Genomic DNA, 16,788 nt, shown 5'->3' on the forward strand with positions numbered 1-16,788 from the left:
GGCCGGCCATCGAGGATCGAAGCATGTCGCCCAGCATTGTCGCCGTTGAAGAGCATTTTTGGACGCCGCAGCTTCGCGATCTGCGGCGCGGCCATGACGTGATGAGCAGTGCCACGCTCGACGCGGCGCTCAGCGATCTTGGCGCCGGGCGCATCGCCGCGATGGACGCCGCTGGCATCGGCATGCAGATTTTATCCGAAGTGGAGCCGGGGGCGCAGAACTTCGAGCCTGCCGACTCCGTCCGGCTTGCGCAGCTGTCGAACGATTTTCTGGCCGCAGCGGTGGAGCGCTATCCCGACCGCTTCCGCGGCCTTGCGATGCTGCCGACCCCGGACCCGCAGGAAGCGGCCAGGGAGCTTGAACGACGCGTTTCCGTTGATGGCTTCCGCGGCGCCATGATCCATGGGTTGACCCGAGGCGAATTCATCGACGCGCGGAAATACTGGGGCATCTTCGAGCGCGCCGAAGGATTGGGCGTTCCGATCTATATCCATCCGGCGACGCCCGCCGCGCCGGTGATAGACGCCTATTACAAGGATTATCCGGTCCTGATCCGCGGCGCGCTCGGATTCACGGTCGAGGCGGCGACAATAGCCACGCGGTTGGTGCTCAGCGGCGCGCTGGACGAATTCCCGAAACTGCAGATCGTGCTCGGCCATCTCGGCGAGGGGCTGCCCTTCATGATGGAACGCTGCGACGCGATCATCGCCCGGCATGTCACGATGAAGCGGCGGTTCCGCGACTATTTTCGCCGCCATTTCCATCTGTCGACGAGCGGCAACTTCTCCCACCCTGCCCTCGCCTGCGCTCTCGCGGAAATCGGCGCAGAGCGCGTGCTGTTCGCCGTCGATTACCCTTTCTGGTCGAACATCGACGCGCGCGCTTTCATTGATGCTGCACCGATCAGCGAGCTGGACCGCGACAGGATTATGTCGACGAATGCACGGGCCCTGTTCGCGCTCCCCGCCGACGCAGGCGGCGTCGGCGTCGATGCCGCGCTCCGTCCTAAGCTGCACGCGTCGGAGGCCGCGCCCGACATCCCCCCGGATTTGCGTTGAATGCCGCGATAGCGACGGAACATTCCGCCTGCGGCTGGCTTGAGTTTGTTTGCGAGGAGACGGCTCCGATGTTCAAGATGTTCTACGAACTGTCCATGCTCGCCGCTGAAGCACAGCACGCAATTTGGCTGCGTACGATCAAGCTGTCGGCCGGCGGATCTGCCGCCGATCGCGAGGCGGAGTTGATGGTCGCGGAGAAATTCGCCGCTGCTCACCAGGCTTTCGCAAGCCTCGCAACAGGAACATCTCCGGTCGGAATTGTGCGTGCATATCGATCCAAAGTGCGCTCGAATGTGAGGAGGCTGTCACGATCGTAGGTACGACCGTCGGCGATTTTCTCCCTCGATTGCGTGAATGCGAGTATGTCGATTACCGATCTCCCGAAAAAACATCGAGAAACCTGACGTGCGGCAACCAGCGCAAGGACGCTTCGATTTCAGCCGGGCCGAGCGTTGGGCCGATGGAGTGGTCCATGTCCTCGGGGTCGCCCTGGGTCTTGGTGCGGTCACTGCCTTGATAGGTAGAGTGCTGGCAACAGCTTCACTGCCTGCTCTCGTTCCTGTCGCGATATACAGCTTCGCATTGATCGCCGTTCTGACCGTTTCTGCGGTCTACAACATGTTGCCGGTGTCGCCGATGAAGTGGCTGATACGGCGCTTCGACCATTCGGCCATCTACGTTTTGATAGCCGGTACCTACACCCCGTTTCTGATGAAGCTCAGCGAAACCGTTGTGGCGCAAGCGCTTTTGGCCTTGGTCTGGATCGCGTCGATTGCGGGCGTCTTGCTCAAGATCGCCCTGCCGGGTCGGTTCGATCGCCTTTCGATCGCGCTCTATCTCTTCATCGGTTGGAGCGGCGTGGTCATGTGGGAGCACATTGCGCAGTTGCCGGCGGAAACCCTGTGGCTGATGTTGGCGGGCGGCATTCTCTACACGGTGGGGGTCTTCTTCCACGTCTGGCAGAGCCTTCCGTTTCAGAACGCTATCTGGCACGCATTCGTGCTCGTGGCGTCCGGCTGTTTCTACTCGGCCGTGTTTCTGACTTACGGCCCAGCTTCATCGGCCTGAGTTTCCGGCAACGATCGCCACACGAAGTTTGCCGCGGATTTTTGCGCGGTGATGGACCTGCTGCGGGTGTTCCTGCGGTCACGGGTCGCGACGCACTCGCTGCAGTTGAATATCAGTTCCTGGGCGAACATCCAGTATGGGCCGTAGCATCAAAGCGCAGCGCCGCCGTTCGATCCGATTGAAGAACCATTCCCGGTTGGGCGGAACATATCGCCTCTTCCATCGTTTCCTAGAGATCGAGCGGGCCGTAACGTCCGCAATGCGCTGGTTGTTTCGCACCGAGCGGCCGGCTCCTTCCTCGACCGAAACCGCTCCGGCTCGCGCCTAGGTCGCCCGTGTCATCGCCATGAGTAGCCGCAGCGGCGACATGGCTCCTGCCAACAAGACCTACGTCGCCAACGTGAGCACCGCCCAGACCGGTATCAGCCGGCCTGAGGCTGAAAAGCGCATCACCGGCTTGATCGCGGAAGCCAAGCAAACCGCGGCCAAGGGCGAGCAGACTGCCCGCTAAACGGCTGACAGGGCTCGCAAGGCCGACGCTTCCTTCGCCTTGGCGACCTTCATCGCGCCATCGGCGCGCTGGCCTCGATCCACGGCGCGACCGGAGGTGTCCGCGCCCGCGACAAGTTCGACGCCTGATCCATGCCTGCAACCCCGACAACCGGAGAATTCCCAATGGCTATGAATGCACCAAAGGCCCTCGACGACATGTTCCATGACATGCTCAAGGACGTCTATTACGCCGAGAAGCAGATCCTGAAGGCGCTGCCCAAGATGGCGAAGGCGGCCAAGTCGCCCGATCTCAAGAAGGCCTTCGAGACGCATCGCGAGGAGACCGAGGGTCATGTCGAGCGCCTCGGGGACGTCTTCGAAGTGATCGGCAAGGCGCCTCGCGGCAAGACCTGCGACGCCATCCTCGGCATTCTGGAGGAAGGCAAGGCGGTCATGGAAGACTACGCCGACAGCCCGGCGCTCGATGCTGGCCTCGTCGCCTCGGCCCAGGCGGTCGAGCATTACGAGATGACGCGCTATGGCACCCTGAAGTCGTGGGCGAAGCAACTCGGCCACAACCAAGCGGTGACGCTGCTCGATGCGACGCTCACCGAGGAAACCAAGACCGACAAGTTGCTGACACAGCTCGGCGGGCCGGCGAATTCGGCCGCTGTCACGAGCGCCAAGGCGGCGTAATCCGCCGGGTTCATGTGAAGCCCTCTCTCCTCGCTGGAGAGAGGGCTTCACGCCATTCGTATCCATGTTTCAGGGTTGTTCGATGGATCCCGCAGAACCGATCATGAGCGGCCGGGACTTGGCGCTGCGCATGAAAGCTGCTTTTCCGGACCGTGACTGGGTCGCCCTCATCGCGCAGCGCTCGGGCCAGACCCGCGACTTCGTCGAGTGGCATCTGCAGGAGGATATGATCCCGCCGGATCCGATCATTGCCGCGGCACGCTCTCTTCTTGCGCAGGTGCCATGAGGAATGCGCCACGGCGATTGCTCGGACGCATTAAGGCCCCCGGCCGAATAAAAAGGCGCGCGCCTGCATCTTGATGCCCGCATGGAACTCGATCGCGCTGTCCTGAGTGAGATGCGCGGTGAAGATCGCCCTTTCATTGGCGCAAAATGGCAAGACTGCGGCCTGCCCATGCGCGAAATGATCCGACGAGAATCTGTCGGCCGATCACGCAATGATCGGTTCGATGGCATTTGAGTTGTGCCGTGCCGAGCCTTGTGTGATGGCCCCGCATCGTTAGTCAGATTGAATGAAGAGGTACGTCCATGCTCCGCTCAGTTGGGATCGGTCTCGCATTTGCTTCGGTTGCACTGACCGGTGGAGCATTCGCCGAGGCGCCAGGCGGCAAAATCCCGGTCACCGTTGACAATTTCGTCCGCGCTGAGACCGATAATTACCTCGCGGCGAATGCAAAGACCATCGGTGGGCTGGGCAGGTTTCAGCACTCCCGGGAACCCGCGGCGATCGATGGGCAAACGGTCATCCGCATGAACCGAGATACGCTCTATTCGTTTGCCGTGTTTGATCTTGCCGCCGGACCGGTAACGCTCTCGCTGCCTGACACGGGCAAGCGCTATATGTCGATGATGGTCGTCGATCAGGATCACTACCTGCCAGTCGTCGCCTACGGCACGAAGCCGGTTACGCTGACGCAGAAATCGGTTGGCACTCGATATGCGTTCGTCGCAGTCCGGACGCTGGTTGACCCCAACAACCCGAAGGATCTGGACGAGGTCCACAGGCTTCAGGACGCCATCAAGGTCAGCCAGAAGGAGACAGGGAAGCTCGACCTTCCAAACTGGGACCGGGAGAGCCTCACGGACATCCGCAATGCTCTGCTTGCGCTATCAAAACATCAGCCGTCGTTTCGCGGCTCCTTTGGAGCCCGGGGCCAAGTCGATCCGATCCAGCACTTGCTTGGCACAGCCTCCGGATGGGGCGGCATTCCGGAAAAGCACGCCATCTACGAGAGCTTCACTCCTGCGAAAAACGACGGCAAAACGGTCTATGCCATCAATGTGCCAAAGACCGTGCCGGTGAAGGAGTTCTGGTCGGTCAGCGTCTACAACTCCAAGGGCTTCTTCGAGAAGAACGCCAATAATGCCTATTCGGTCAACGACATCACAGCGAAGAAGAATGCGGACGGCTCTGTGACCGTCCAGCTCGGCGGCTGTGACGGCAAAATCCCAAACTGCCTGCCGATCGTCGAGGGTTGGAACTACACCGTACGGCTTTATCGTCCGGAGGAATCCCTCATCAGCGGCAAGTGGAAGCTCCCGGAGGCCAAGTCCTTGAACTGAGCGTCATCGGCAAATGCGGGGCGCGGGCTGCGTCATAGATGCAGGCATGGGCGAACTCCCAGCCAGCTCCGATGCTGCGGCCGCCGCCGCCATCCCCGGTGACGCGATGACCCGGCTCACGGAAACGATTGAGCTTCCTGATGTCGATATCGGTCAGTTCGCCTGGGAGGGCGCGCTCGTAGCGACGCCCCGGCCCGGCCGGGCCGAGGGCGCGCTGAAGCTTCGCAACCTCAGCTTCCTCGCTCGGGACCGGAGGGACAAGCTATTGAGAGCTCACGTCTAGAGCTGCTTATCCTTCTCCAGAGCGGCTGCCAGCTCTACGGGATCGACCAGGATAATCTGAGAGGAGCCATGTGAAAGTTCGATGGCCGGGATCTGCAGCATCGTGGCGATACGGCGGAAGGCCTGGAACGACGGACCCAGGATCTCCTCCTCGTCGGTGACGACCCGGTAGGTCCCGGGCGGCTGAGGGTTCGATAGAACGCTCAGCCTGAAGGAATGGCTGAACGTGACCTCAGATTCTGTGCTTCGGTCAGCCATGATCCGAACCCGCAATTCTCTGCCACGGTATCATGGCAGCACGTTCAATTGTCCGTTGGATGCTACGGCTATCTCAGATTGCCGAAAGGATTCCTCTGCGTGAGGTTGGCCCGGATCTGATGCTCTTCGATGGCGCGCTCGAGGCCATCGTCTCCGCGAACCCGGTATTGCCTCTGTCCTCGTTCGTTCACCGGCAGCACCCGTATGATCTCGAAGTTTCCGACCGCCGGCCTTTCCGGGAAACCGAAGGACAGGCTGATGACGTCACCTTGGTGGTAGTCGCTCGGCATGACTCGGCTCCTCAATCTTGCAGCGTTCGTCGAGCAGCCTTCCAACGAAGGTCGCCCCATCGCTGCTGTGGTCGGTGATCGCGAGGTTAACGACCTGTCCGTCGTCGCAAATCAGCCTGGCCTCATGGAAGAGAAACGGGCGATGAGGCTGGCGAAGATCAAGGTCGAAATGCCCGCGGCACCTGCCGCTTGCGTTCCCGGACGTTTCGAATCCGTACCGCACCGACTGGCGCGTGCCATCGCGCCAGACGATCTGGCCCAATCCTTCAAGCCAAATGGCTTGCCGCTGATTTTGCACGATATTTGCCCCGAATTCCGGCGTCAGCTTGACACCGCGGCTCGCTCTCGGTTCGGGCTTAAAAGGAGGCGACAATTCAGTAGGCGCTTGTTCAATAGAATACGCAAGCGCGATTCTGCGTCACCTTTGCAGAAGCGGCAAAGGGACGCTGATAGGCTAAGGACTAACGAAGTTGTGACCCGGTGAGATTCGCTTCCCTCCGGCAAAAGCGCAATATTCGCTAGCCGACAGCTTCCAAAACATGTGGTGCCGGCGGAGGCGGGCCAGGGTGCCTAGCCCCGGCGGAGAGGTGGACATCATGTCCTCTGCGCTGCTGGCTCCCGAGAACTTGGGGATGATCGAGCGATCGCTCGTCGAGCTAGGGTATCCGCCTCGGCGCGGGGCCGGCCAGGAAGCGTCCCGAGCCCGCCTGCTCCGTGATGCCGTCAAGGGCAGCGTGTCTCTCGAAACTGATCTGCGACGACTTTTGGCCGAGCGCGTCAAGCCAGCGAGGCGGTGGCGGCGCACGTACTCGCCCGGCAAGATCGGCTTTCCGTATGGCAGACAGGAGCACATGCTTCCTTCGCCAGAGGAGGAGTTTAACGTTGCTGAGCTGAGTTTCCCAATCGGCAGCACCGACCACAGCGACACCGTGGTGGTAGCGAAAAATGCGGCTGGAAAAACGGCGACCGCGTCGCCATGAATGACGGGTATGCTCTGGCGGCTGCCATCCGAACGCAGGCAGGGTGATGGAAGAGCGGGAACAGACGATCCGAGAGCTCCTTTCCGAGGCGCTGGACCTTTGTGTCCGTGCGCGAAAGATGGACGCAATGGACAGACGGGCTGCCGCGCTGGCAGCCTCCAGCGATCCAGCGGGGTGGCAGGCGAGCGGCAGTTTCGGCCGTTATGTCGAGCGGCACAATGTCCGGTACCCGCTGAGACCGATATCGACCCGCAGCGGGACCGTCTCGCGCTGGTTTCAGGATCAGTACGACAAGGACCTCGTGGATTGGGAGGCGCGCACTCGCAGGGCTTTGATGAAGAAGCCCCGCGACGACTGAGTTGAAGGCAGAGCTTTCAGGGGCAAACTGGCAGTCAGTATCAGGTGAACATCAGCAGATCATGGCTTCTGCCGTCGATAGGGACACGGACGGGTCGGTCGGCGTCTGCGCCACGCACTCCGTCGAGAACCCAATATGGCTCGTTCTCCTTGCCCGCGCCGAGTGCGCGAAGCTCGATCCGGCAGATCGCCTCACCGAGCCTCACCGTCGCCTGGAACCCCGGCCAAGCCGAAGGGATGCAGGGGTCGACAAGGAGGACATCGCCCTCCCGGCGAATGCCCAGGATGCCTTCGACGCCGGCTCGATGCATCCAGCCGGCCGAGCCCGTATACCAGGTCCAGCCGCCACGCCCGGTATGGGGCGCGACTGAATAGACGTCGGCCGCGACGACATAGGGTTCGACCTTGTAGCACTCGGCCTCTTCCGGCGTGCGGGCATGGTTGATCGGGTTCAGAAGGGCGAAGAGATCATGCGCCTTCTCTCCTGCACGCAGCTTGGCGAAGGCGAGGATCGCCCACATGGCGGCATGGCTGTATTGCCCGCCATTCTCGCGCAGGCCCGGCGGATAGCCCTTGATGTAGCCCGGATCGAGCGGCGTCTTGTCGAAGGGCGGTGCAAACAGCAAGGCAAGGCCATCGTCTGTGCGGATCAGGTGACGCGCGAATGAAGCCATCGCCGTCGCCGCCCGCCCGGAATCGGCGAGGCCTGAGAGCACCGCCCAAGACTGGGCGATGGCGTCGATTCTGCACTCGCCACTGTCCTTCGAGCCGAGCCAGGTGCCGTCGTCGAAGGTCGCCCGGCGATACCATTCGCCGTCCCAGGCCGAGCGCTCCAGCGCCTGCCGCACCGCCGCCGCATGGGCGCGCCAGCGCCCGGCGCGGCCGTGAGCTCGCTCTTCCGCCAACGGTGCGAAGAGTTCGATGGTGCGGATGAGCAACCAGCCGAGCCAGACGCTTTCCCCTCTTCCGCCCGCGCCGACATGATTCATGCCGTCGTTCCAGTCGCCGGTTCCCATCAGCGGCAGGCCACGTGCGCCGATGAGCGAAAGAGCGTGATCGAGGCCGCGGGCGCAGTGCTCGAACAGCGAGGTCGATTCATCGCTCTGCATCGGGTGGAAGAGCTGATCGGTTTCCTCCGGCCGCAATTGCGGCCCATCCAGATACGGAACGACCTCATCGAGAATCGAGATGTCGCCCGAGCTCGTGACATAGGTAGCGGTCGCGAAGGCGAGCCAAACATGGTCGTCGGATATGCGGGTACGTATCCCCTGGCCCGTTTGCGGGAGCCACCAGTGCTGGACGTCGCCCTCGACGAATTGCCGCCCGGCCGCCCGCAAAATATGGCCGCGCGTCTCCCCCGGCAGGGCGATCGTCAGCGCCATGCCGTCCTGCAGCTGGTCGCGGAAGCCATAGGCGCCGCTCGCCTGGTAGAAGGCCGAGCGGGCGCGGATGCGGCAGGCGAGCGTCTGGTAGAGCAGCCAGCCGTTCAGCATGATGTCCATCGCCCGGTCCGGCGTCTTCACCTGGACGACGCCGAGCACCGCTTGCCAGTGATCGGTCACCGCGGCGAGGACGGCGTCGAGATCGGCTTCCCGATACCGCGCGATCAGCACCCGCGTCTCTTCCATGGAGGCGCATTGCCCGAGCAACGATACGACTTCGACGGTCTCGCCGATGCCGAGTTCCACGGTCGCCTGCAAGGCTGCGCATGGATCCAGGCCCGCGCCTGTCCTTCCAGAGAGGGGGAATTTTCCGGTCAGGCCGAGCGGCGATGCGGGGCCGTCTTCGCGCCCGAGAAACTCGGTACGGTCCGCCGTCCAGGCAGTCTGCCGTCCGCAGAGATCGGCGAAGGCAATTTGCGAGGCGAAGGCGATGCTCCATGGGTTGCGCGCCAGCATCGCCCCGTTCCGCATGTCGATCTCGGTGGTGATGAACGGTGCCGATGCGCCGCGCGAGGTGCCGAGCACCCACTCCGCATAAGCGGTAACGGAAAGCCGGCGCGGTCTGCCGGACAGGTTGGTGAGCTTCAGGCGGGAAATCCTGACGGGATCGTCCAGCGGCACGAAGTGCAGCAGATCGAGCGCAATGCCGTTGGCTTCATGCTCGAAGCGGCTATAGCCGAACCCGTGCCGTGCCACGTAGATTCCGGCGTCGCGGATCGGCTGAGCGGTGGGACACCACAGATCCCCCGTCTCCTCGTCCCTGACATAGATCGCCTCGCCGGGCGGGTCGGCGACCGCGTCGTTCGACCACGGGGTGATCTGGTTCTCGCGGCTGTTCGCAGCCCAGCTATAGCCGCTGCCCTCGGCGGATATCTGGAAGCCGAAACCAGCATTGGCGATGACGTTGATCCAGGGCGCCGGTGTCGTCTGCCCCGCACCGAGGACGGTCACATATTCCCGGCCGTCCTTGTCGAAGCCCCCGAGGCCGTTGAAGAATTCGAGGGCGGGCGCGCTCCGCGACGGCGCCGGGCGGGGCATCGCAGCCGGCCGATGGGCACGGCGCGTGTCGGCCGGCGAGGCCAAGGGCTGCTGCGACTGCGCCAGGTGATTGGCGATCGGGCCGCGCCGTGCCACCAGGACCACGCGCGCGACCGACTGCAGAAGCAGGCGCGACTCCAGGCTCATCAGGTCCGCGCGCAGCACATGGACCGAGCCGCGCGCCGGCGTCTCGCCAAAGGGCGGCCGCGACTGGTTGGCCCGGACCGCCGCCTCGATGGCGGTCTGGAGATCCTGGACATAGGAGGAAACGCGCTCGTTGATGATGACGAGGTCCACCGCGAGACGCTTCATGCGCCAATATTCGTGGGCGCGGAGCAACTGGCGCACCTGCGCGATGTCCTCGGCATCGTCGATCCGCAGCAGAACGATGGGCAGGTCGCCGGAGATGGCGTGCTGCCATAGACCCGATTGCGAGCCGGCGCCCCGAAGGATCACTTCCGATGGCGACCTGAAGCGGCGATCAGCATAGAGCAGCGGTGCCGCAAGGCGCTGGAAATCGGCGGCCTCTCCCGCATCAATGTCGAGATGGCGGAGCTGAACCTGTGCCTGTGTCCAGGCCAGGGTCTTCGCACGATCGAACGCACTGCGATCACGGTGGGTGTCGATCAGGTCGAGAAGCTCTTCCCGCGAAGAGGCGACGACGGTCCAGAAGGCGACGCGCGCAACCTTTCCGGGTTCGATGCGCACGCTCTGGCGCAACGAAAAGATAGGGTCCAGCACTGTCCCGACGGTGTTCGACAAAGGCTGCCCGCCCGACAAGGCTTTCGCCGTGCCGATGCTGCTGCCACGGCCGATGAAGCGGGCGCGGTCGGTCTCGTATTGCGGGCCGGCGGTGACATCGCCTTCCACGACGGCAAAATGCGCCGCCCATATCTGCGGCTCGTCCGGCGTCCGAAGCCGACGGGTGGCGATCAGGGCTCCGAAATTGGCCAGATACTCGGTCTGCACGAACATCTTTGCGAAGGCTGGATGCGCATCGTCGGCGGCCGGCGTGGTCAGGACGAGCTCGGCATAGGATGTCAGCTCGATCTCGCGTGTCCGTCTGCCGCTGTTGGCGAGGGAAATGTGACGGACTTCGCCGTTGTGCTCGCCGGAAACGATGACATCCACCGTCGTCGACAGATCCAGATCGTGGTGCGTGAACCGGGCGTGGTCCTCGCTGAACAAGACCTCTCCTTCACCGGCACCGCCCGCCATCGGCCGGGCGGTGCCGGACCAGACGGCGCCGCTGCGAAGGTCTCGGGCGAAGATGAAGGAGCCCCAATCGTCGCGCGTCGCATCTTCCCGCCAGCGCGTCACGGCAATGTCGCGCCAGCGGCTGTAGCCGCCCCCGGTTGCGGTCAGCATGACGGCATAGGTTCCATTGGACAGCAGATGCGTGATCGGTGCACCGGCGGCCGAGGCCGTCAGGCGCCGCACCGTCTCGCCGCCGCCGGGTGCCTCCGCCGCGGAGGCGCGGACCCCCTCGGCGCGCGGAGACGACAGCACGACGTCGCGGGGAGCGCGTTCCTGCAGCAAGAGCTCGCTCGCCCGGATCATCGGTTCACGATGAAACCTGTCGCGCATGCGCCCGTCATGGAGGGTATTGGCGATGGCCACGATGGTCATGGCCTGATGATGGGCCATGAAGCTGCCCACGATCGCGACAGTCTTTCCCTCGGGAAGCCGCGAGCGGGTGAAGTCGAGCGCTTCACGGAAGCCGTAGCGACCCTGGGCGCCCAACCGGGCAAGGTGGGCATAGTTCTTTCGCGCGCCCTGCGGATCCACCATGCTGGCGAGGCCGGTCGCATAGGGAGCGATCACGGTATTCTCGGCGAGGCCGCGCTTCAGGCCGAGGCCGGGTACGCCGAAATTCGAATACTGGTAGGTGAACTCGATATCCCGAACATTGTACGCGGATTCGGACATGCCCCACGGGACGCCCAGCGATCGGCCGTAGGATTGCTGCCGCGCGACCACGAGACGGCTGGTCTGTTCGAGCACACTTCCGGCCGGCGCGCGCATCACCAGCGAGGGCATCAGGTATTCGAACATCGATCCTGACCAAGAGATCAGCGCCGACCCGTTCCCGAGCGGTGTCGAGAGCCGGCCGAGCCGGAACCAGTGCCGTGTCGGCGCATCGCCCTTGGCGATCGCGATCAGGCTGGCGAGCCGCGCCTCGGACGCCAGGAGGTCGTAGCAGCTCGGATCGAGGCCGTTGTCGTCCAGGGCATAGCCGATGGAGAGCAGCTTCCGTTCGGGATCGAGCAGGAAGGCAAAATCCATTTCCATCGCCATGGCGCGTGCGGTGTCGGCGAGCGCCGTCAGGCGAGTCCTTATCGCTGCGGACGCCTCGGCGAACTGGCGGCGATCGCGGTCATGTTCGCGCAAGCCCTGTCCGAGCGCATCGACCCAATAGGCAATGTCGGCGAGGCCGTCGCCGCCCTCCTCCAGGACAGGGGCCGGCGTCATTGCGGAGGCCTTCTGCGCGAGGCGGATCAGCGCGGGGGTGAGCGCATCTATCGTCTGGACGCCGCGGAGTTGGGCGTCGATCTCCTGCAGGACGGCGGCCAATGCCCGTGCCTGTTCGCTGTTCGGGATGTCCGGGGCCAGCAACGCCTCGCGCGCCAGAGCGAGATGGTCGGCCGCGCCCTGTCGCGCTGTCGCGGCGATAGAGGCATCCGCCCATTCTTCGCATGCGTTGGCCAGCGCAATGAGATGGCCCGCGAGATTGCCGCTGTCGACGGACGAGACATAGCTGGGAGGCAGCGTGGCGAGGTCCGTCGTCCCGTACCAGTTGAAAAAGTGCCCTCGAAAGCGCGGCAACTGCTTCAAGGTTTCGAATGTCGCCTCCAGCCGTTCGATGGTCTGGATCGTGCCCGCCCAGCCGAAGTCTCGCGCAACTGCGGCCGAAAGCAGATAAAGACCGATGTTGGTCGGCGAGGTCCGGTGCGCGAGGGCCGGCTTGGGATCCTCCTGGAAATTGTCCGGCGGCAGCATGTTGTCGGCCGGCGTGACGAAGGTCTCGAAATAGCGCCAGGTGCGCCGCGCGATGAGGCGCAGATCGCGCGCATCCGAATCCGGAATGGCGGGGCGCTGTGGCACACTGGGCGAGCGGCTTGCCCATTGCGCCACGACGGGCGCGCCGAGCCAGAGCAGCGCGAATGGAAGGACGAGCGGCCATGACKACGGCGCGAAGGCGAGCGCGCTCGCCGTCGTCAGGAGGGCCAGCATCGTGCCGCCCGCCATCTGGCGATAGAAGCCCGGAACATCCAGCCTCGGGCTCGCCGTTGACCTGGCGGCCGTCGTCCATTCCAGCAGGTGACGGCGCGTGACGAGCAGCCGCACCAGGGTTCGGGCGATGGCATCGCCCATTCGCCAGGCCTGATCGGGAAGGAAGACAAGCGACAGGAACGTCTGGGCCGCAGCGAGCCGCAGCTCCGATGCCAGCCTGACGAGGTGACTGCGCAGGCGGATGTCGCGCCGACCAGGAAGCACCGAAAAAACGATCGGCAGGAAGGCGGGAACCACAATCGTCGCCACCGTCAGGAACGTGCCCATGATCGCTGCGGGCATGGGAAACAGCCAACTCAGGCCGAGCGCGAGCAAGGTGATCGGCGACAGGACCGAGCGCCGGAGATTGTCGAGCATCTTCCAGCGGCCGACGGCCGTGAGCGCTCCCGCTCCCGCGGTCAATCCCAGGACCCAGGGGAGAAGCTGCCAATCGCCGCGTGCCCAGCGGTGATGGCGCTTCATGGCGACATCGTAGCGCGAGGGAAATTCTTCGACGACCTCGACATCCGAGGCGAGTCCGGCGCGCGCGAACGCACCTTCGAACAGATCGTGGCTGAGCAGCGCGTTTTCCGGGATCCGGCCTGCAAGGGAGGCCTCGAACGCGTCTATCTCGTAGATGCCCTTGCCCGTGTAGGACCCCTCGCCGAAGAGGTCCTGATAAACGTCGGATACCGCCGCTGCGTAGGGGTCCATGCCGCCCGGGCCGGAGATGACCCGCTGATAATAGGAGCCTTCATTGCCGGTCGGCAGCGAGGGCGTGACCCGCGGCTGGAGAATGGCGTAACCGCTGACGACCCGATGTTCGGCAAGGCTGAATCTCGGACGGTTCAACGGATGCGCCATCTTGCCGATCAGCCGGAGCGCGGCGTCCCGGGGCAGGCGCGTATCGGCGTCGAGCGTGATGACGTAGCGCACATCGGCCGGAACATGCGGCAGGCGACCGGCCACGGACATGAAGGAGGTATCGTTCGCTCCGCGCAGAAGGCGGTTGAGTTCGTGCAGCTTGCCGCGTTTTCGCTCCCATCCCATCCATCGTTTCTCGCCTGGATTGAAGCGGCGGCGGCGGTGCAGCAGGAGGAAGCGGTCGCCTCCGGGACCGGGGCCGTAACGCCGGTTCAGTTCCTCGATGGCCTTCACGGCCACTTCGAGCAGCGGCGCGTCTTCGGCGAGGACCTCCCGGTCGGCGTCGACGCCGTCCGACAGCAAGGCAAAAGTGAGATCGCCGCCTGCGCCGGAAAGATGATGGACCTCCAGCCGCTCGATCTGTTCCAGGAGATCGGCTTCGCCGGTGAGCAGGGTCGGCACGGCGACGAGGGTGCGCAGGGAGGTGGGCACGCCGCCCGCGAGTTCGAGGCCGGGCAGCGCGGCGGCGCCGAACATGAAAGCCACCGCCCGGTTGACGAGGGCGGTCGCGACTTCGCTCGCCGGTATGAAGCCGACCAGCGCAAAGGCGGTGAGCCCGCCGGCGGAAAGACCCGCTGCGGAAAGCGCCCAGAGTGCGAGCGCGGTCAGGCCGAGTGTGACTGCGAGGATCGTGCCGACATAGCCGCCGAGGCCGAGGCGGATGCTGAGACGGATGAGGCGGAGCCGTGGTGGCGGACGAAATCGAATCGTCCGCTCGAACGCGGTTCGGCCGCCGGCTATCAGATGATAGCCGGGATCGCGGGCTGCTGCGGTTTCACCGTCCTCCGGCGCCGCGGATTCCGCCGTCGCTGCGGCCTTCAGCGCACGCCCGGCGATGTCGAGCTCGGACAGCCGGGAACCGCGAGCGAGCTGCTCGATCGCGCTCCGATAGAGGTTGCGGGTTGGAAAATCCATGGCGCCGAAGGCGCTGCCTGCCCGTAGCCGGTCGTCGACCAGACTCACGCTCTCGAAGAGCTCGGCCCAGTCGATGTCGGAGATCAGCCGCATGCTGGTGATGATATTGCGCACGCTGACATTCGAGGCACCCAGCCGCCGCTGGGTTTGCTCGACCGCGCCATCGATCGACGCGCCCTGGGCTCGCAGCCGTTCCTCCAGCCATCCCAGGGCCGGTGTCGTCCAGGGGTCCTGGTCCCTGAGCCGCTTGGCGAGCTGCGCGGCGAAGACTTCACTAAGTGGCCCGGGAGAGCGACGAACAATGTCCGCCTCGAGCGCCGAGCGAGCTTCCCCCGAAGCCAGAAGCCGGTCGGCCAAAAGATCGGCCTCCCGACGGGAGCGGCGCCCATCCGTGATCTGATCGGCAAGTCGACGAAGATTCTCGATGAGCACGATGCGCAGCGTGATCGCGACAGCCCATAACTCGCCAATGGTCAGCGGCTGGACCTGCTGATAGGCGACGATGAAGCGGCGCAGCATCTCCGGATCGAAATGACTGTCCGTGTGCGCGACATAAGCCCAGGCCAGGCCCAATACGCGCGGATAGCCGGCGAAGGGGCCCTCGGCGAGCTTCGGCAATTGCCGGTAGTAGCCGGGTGGCAGGTCACCCTGGATTTCGCGGATCTGCTCCTCCACGAGATGGTAATTGTCCAGCAGCCATTCAGCGGCGGGGACGACCGTGTGCCCGCTCTCTACGACGACTGCCGTCGCCCGGTAGGCGGCAAGCAGGACCGCCGCATTGCTCTTCAGGCGTCCGTGCAAGGAGGGAACGGATGGCGGCCGAGTCGTGACCGGCTGAGCCGCGGCCAAGCTGCCGGCGTGCTCCTCCAGCCGTTCGACCCCGAACAGTTCCTCCCGGATTGGCGCCGTGTCGCTCCAGATGGAACCTAGCCAAGCGGCGGTTCCCCGCTGCAGCAGTTCTGTGCGGCGGCGACGCAGGGTGTCAGCAATTGCGTTCATGGCCGCCTTTCAGTCCACACCGGCACGATATGGACGACGCCCAGGGACGAGCTTCGCCGATAGGCGAGACAGAAGATGTCCGGCATCTCCTCCGCGTCGACCACCGCGCGACAGGTCCCGGCAGGCTGCTCGCGGCGAAGAGCGCTCGGCTTCAACATGACCCTATTTTTTCTGGCTCGGGCGCTCATGCTTGCTCGTGTTCGTCGGGGGGGCGATTGGCATCGACGTCCCGCGGACCGGGGTCGGCACCGCAGCGATTTCCTTTTTCTTCTTCGGTTTCTTGGCTTCTCGATTGCCGCGTAGCTGTCCTTTGGCCATGGCCACCTCCTGTGGGTTGCGGCGGTGAGCGTCTCTGGCGACAGCCGCGTGAAAGCGCCCTTCCCTCCTGCCGCCGGCGGGCGGGCGGAAGACGTCCTCGCCGCTCGGGTCTCATCCGTTGCGAGGCTGAAGCCCCGCGCGCGGGGGCAGCCGTGCTGACCCAGGCACTGGCCTTGGCGTTGGCCTGAAACCGGAGGCACCTGCGGGTCTCGCCGGCATGAACGGGCGGGCTCGAACGAACCGCTCTTCGTGTCGGCGAGCCCGGGCGCCAATGTCAGGCTTTTGCGTCTTCGCCGGCTCGCGCAGGAATCTCTCCGCGCAGCCCGTCAACATCTCAGCTCTTCTGCATGCTGAGCGTTTCGGCGCATGCCTTTGCCACGGCCGAGTCCGGCGAGGTGCTGCCCACCATCGTGGCCCAGCCGCCTTTCGCGATGTAATCGCCCTGTTGCCAGGAGCTGATCTTCTTCAATTCGCCGAGAGCAGCATCGGGATTCGGCTGCTGCTGAAATCTGTTCACGCAGATCGGAGACAGGGCGGCCACGACAGCATTTTCGGCCCTCAGCGCGGCCAGGCGTTCGCTTGATGCGGCCGTGGACCAACCTCCCCAGGTGAATCCGATCACTGCGAGAGCAATCGCGCCACCGACCGCGCCCCAGATTGCAGGCTTGGTTTCTGCAGGGATTTTCATGGGATTATCTTTCGTTCCACGGAAGAGAAAGCTCCCGTAGAGTACGGTATCATATTTCATTCTCAGAGATTCGAAATAATTTTGATA

14 protein-coding genes and 1 pseudogene are annotated in these 16,788 nt (G+C 64.2%); 9 read left to right on the top strand and 6 right to left on the bottom strand.

The annotated features are described in order from the left end of the window. Positions 1 to 23 precede the first annotated feature (23 nt). From AC1DIN_RS11205 to AC1DIN_RS11235, 7 genes are all read left to right on the top strand, one after another. Positions 24 to 1,058: an amidohydrolase family protein gene (locus AC1DIN_RS11205; RefSeq protein WP_476809838.1), complete on the top strand. Its 1,035-nt coding sequence runs from the start codon at positions 24 to 26 to the stop codon at positions 1,056 to 1,058. A 68-nt stretch (positions 1,059 to 1,126) separates the two neighbouring features. Then, the gene (locus AC1DIN_RS11210) at positions 1,127 to 1,375 is read left to right on the top strand and encodes a hypothetical protein (protein WP_441470073.1); all 249 of its coding nucleotides are present in this window, start codon (positions 1,127 to 1,129) and stop codon (positions 1,373 to 1,375) included. A gap of 37 nt (positions 1,376 to 1,412) precedes the next feature. Continuing rightward, on the top strand, positions 1,413 to 2,126 hold the full coding sequence (trhA, locus tag AC1DIN_RS11215) for a PAQR family membrane homeostasis protein TrhA (protein WP_476809839.1): 714 nt from the start codon (positions 1,413 to 1,415) through the stop codon (positions 2,124 to 2,126). A 367-nt stretch (positions 2,127 to 2,493) separates the two neighbouring features. After that, complete coding sequence (locus tag AC1DIN_RS11220) at positions 2,494 to 2,637, top strand: hypothetical protein (RefSeq protein WP_476809840.1); 144 nt, start codon at positions 2,494 to 2,496, stop codon at positions 2,635 to 2,637. 164 nt (positions 2,638 to 2,801) lie between these two features. Continuing rightward, positions 2,802 to 3,314, top strand: coding sequence for a YciE/YciF ferroxidase family protein (locus AC1DIN_RS11225; protein WP_476809841.1), 513 nt, complete (start codon positions 2,802 to 2,804; stop codon positions 3,312 to 3,314). 103 nt (positions 3,315 to 3,417) lie between these two features. Continuing rightward, complete coding sequence (locus tag AC1DIN_RS11230) at positions 3,418 to 3,600, top strand: hypothetical protein (protein ID WP_476809842.1); 183 nt, start codon at positions 3,418 to 3,420, stop codon at positions 3,598 to 3,600. Between the two features lie 302 nt (positions 3,601 to 3,902). Further along, complete coding sequence (locus AC1DIN_RS11235; RefSeq protein WP_476809843.1) at positions 3,903 to 4,937, top strand: DUF1254 domain-containing protein; 1,035 nt, start codon at positions 3,903 to 3,905, stop codon at positions 4,935 to 4,937. A gap of 22 nt (positions 4,938 to 4,959) precedes the next feature. Here the strand turns inward: AC1DIN_RS11235 and AC1DIN_RS11240 are convergent. The 3 genes and pseudogenes from AC1DIN_RS11240 to AC1DIN_RS11250 form a co-directional block, all read right to left on the bottom strand. Further along, a pseudogene (locus AC1DIN_RS11240) lies at positions 4,960 to 5,145 on the bottom strand (IS481 family transposase); the annotation flags it as partial. A gap of 71 nt (positions 5,146 to 5,216) precedes the next feature. Continuing rightward, positions 5,217 to 5,477, bottom strand: coding sequence for a hypothetical protein (locus AC1DIN_RS11245; protein WP_476809844.1), 261 nt, complete (start codon positions 5,475 to 5,477; stop codon positions 5,217 to 5,219). 68 nt (positions 5,478 to 5,545) lie between these two features. After that, complete coding sequence (locus AC1DIN_RS11250) at positions 5,546 to 5,767, bottom strand: hypothetical protein (protein WP_441470080.1); 222 nt, start codon at positions 5,765 to 5,767, stop codon at positions 5,546 to 5,548. Positions 5,768 to 6,363: 596 nt separating this feature from the next. On the opposite strand from AC1DIN_RS11250, the gene AC1DIN_RS11255 reads away from it, so the two are divergent. After that, entirely contained in the window at positions 6,364 to 6,747 is a 384-nt protein-coding gene (locus AC1DIN_RS11255; RefSeq protein WP_476809845.1) for a hypothetical protein, read from the top strand. A gap of 46 nt (positions 6,748 to 6,793) precedes the next feature. Then, positions 6,794 to 7,105, top strand: coding sequence for a hypothetical protein (locus AC1DIN_RS11260; RefSeq protein WP_476809846.1), 312 nt, complete (start codon positions 6,794 to 6,796; stop codon positions 7,103 to 7,105). A 40-nt stretch (positions 7,106 to 7,145) separates the two neighbouring features. Here the strand turns inward: AC1DIN_RS11260 and AC1DIN_RS11265 are convergent, their stop codons facing one another. The 3 genes from AC1DIN_RS11265 to AC1DIN_RS11275 all read right to left on the bottom strand — a co-directional run bounded on the left by AC1DIN_RS11265 (position 7,146) and on the right by AC1DIN_RS11275 (position 16,701). Continuing rightward, a complete protein-coding gene (locus tag AC1DIN_RS11265) occupies positions 7,146 to 15,695 on the bottom strand; it encodes a GH36-type glycosyl hydrolase domain-containing protein (protein WP_476809847.1) in 8,550 nt (2,849 codons plus the stop codon). A 162-nt stretch (positions 15,696 to 15,857) separates the two neighbouring features. Beyond that, positions 15,858 to 16,013, bottom strand: a complete 156-nt coding sequence (locus AC1DIN_RS11270) for a hypothetical protein (RefSeq protein WP_441470084.1) — start codon at positions 16,011 to 16,013, stop codon at positions 15,858 to 15,860. Positions 16,014 to 16,347: 334 nt separating this feature from the next. Then, entirely contained in the window at positions 16,348 to 16,701 is a 354-nt protein-coding gene (locus tag AC1DIN_RS11275) for a hypothetical protein (RefSeq protein ID WP_476765707.1), read from the bottom strand. Between the last annotated feature and the right edge of the window lie 87 nt (positions 16,702 to 16,788).

The organism is Allobosea sp. 05T438 (genome assembly GCF_056396025.1).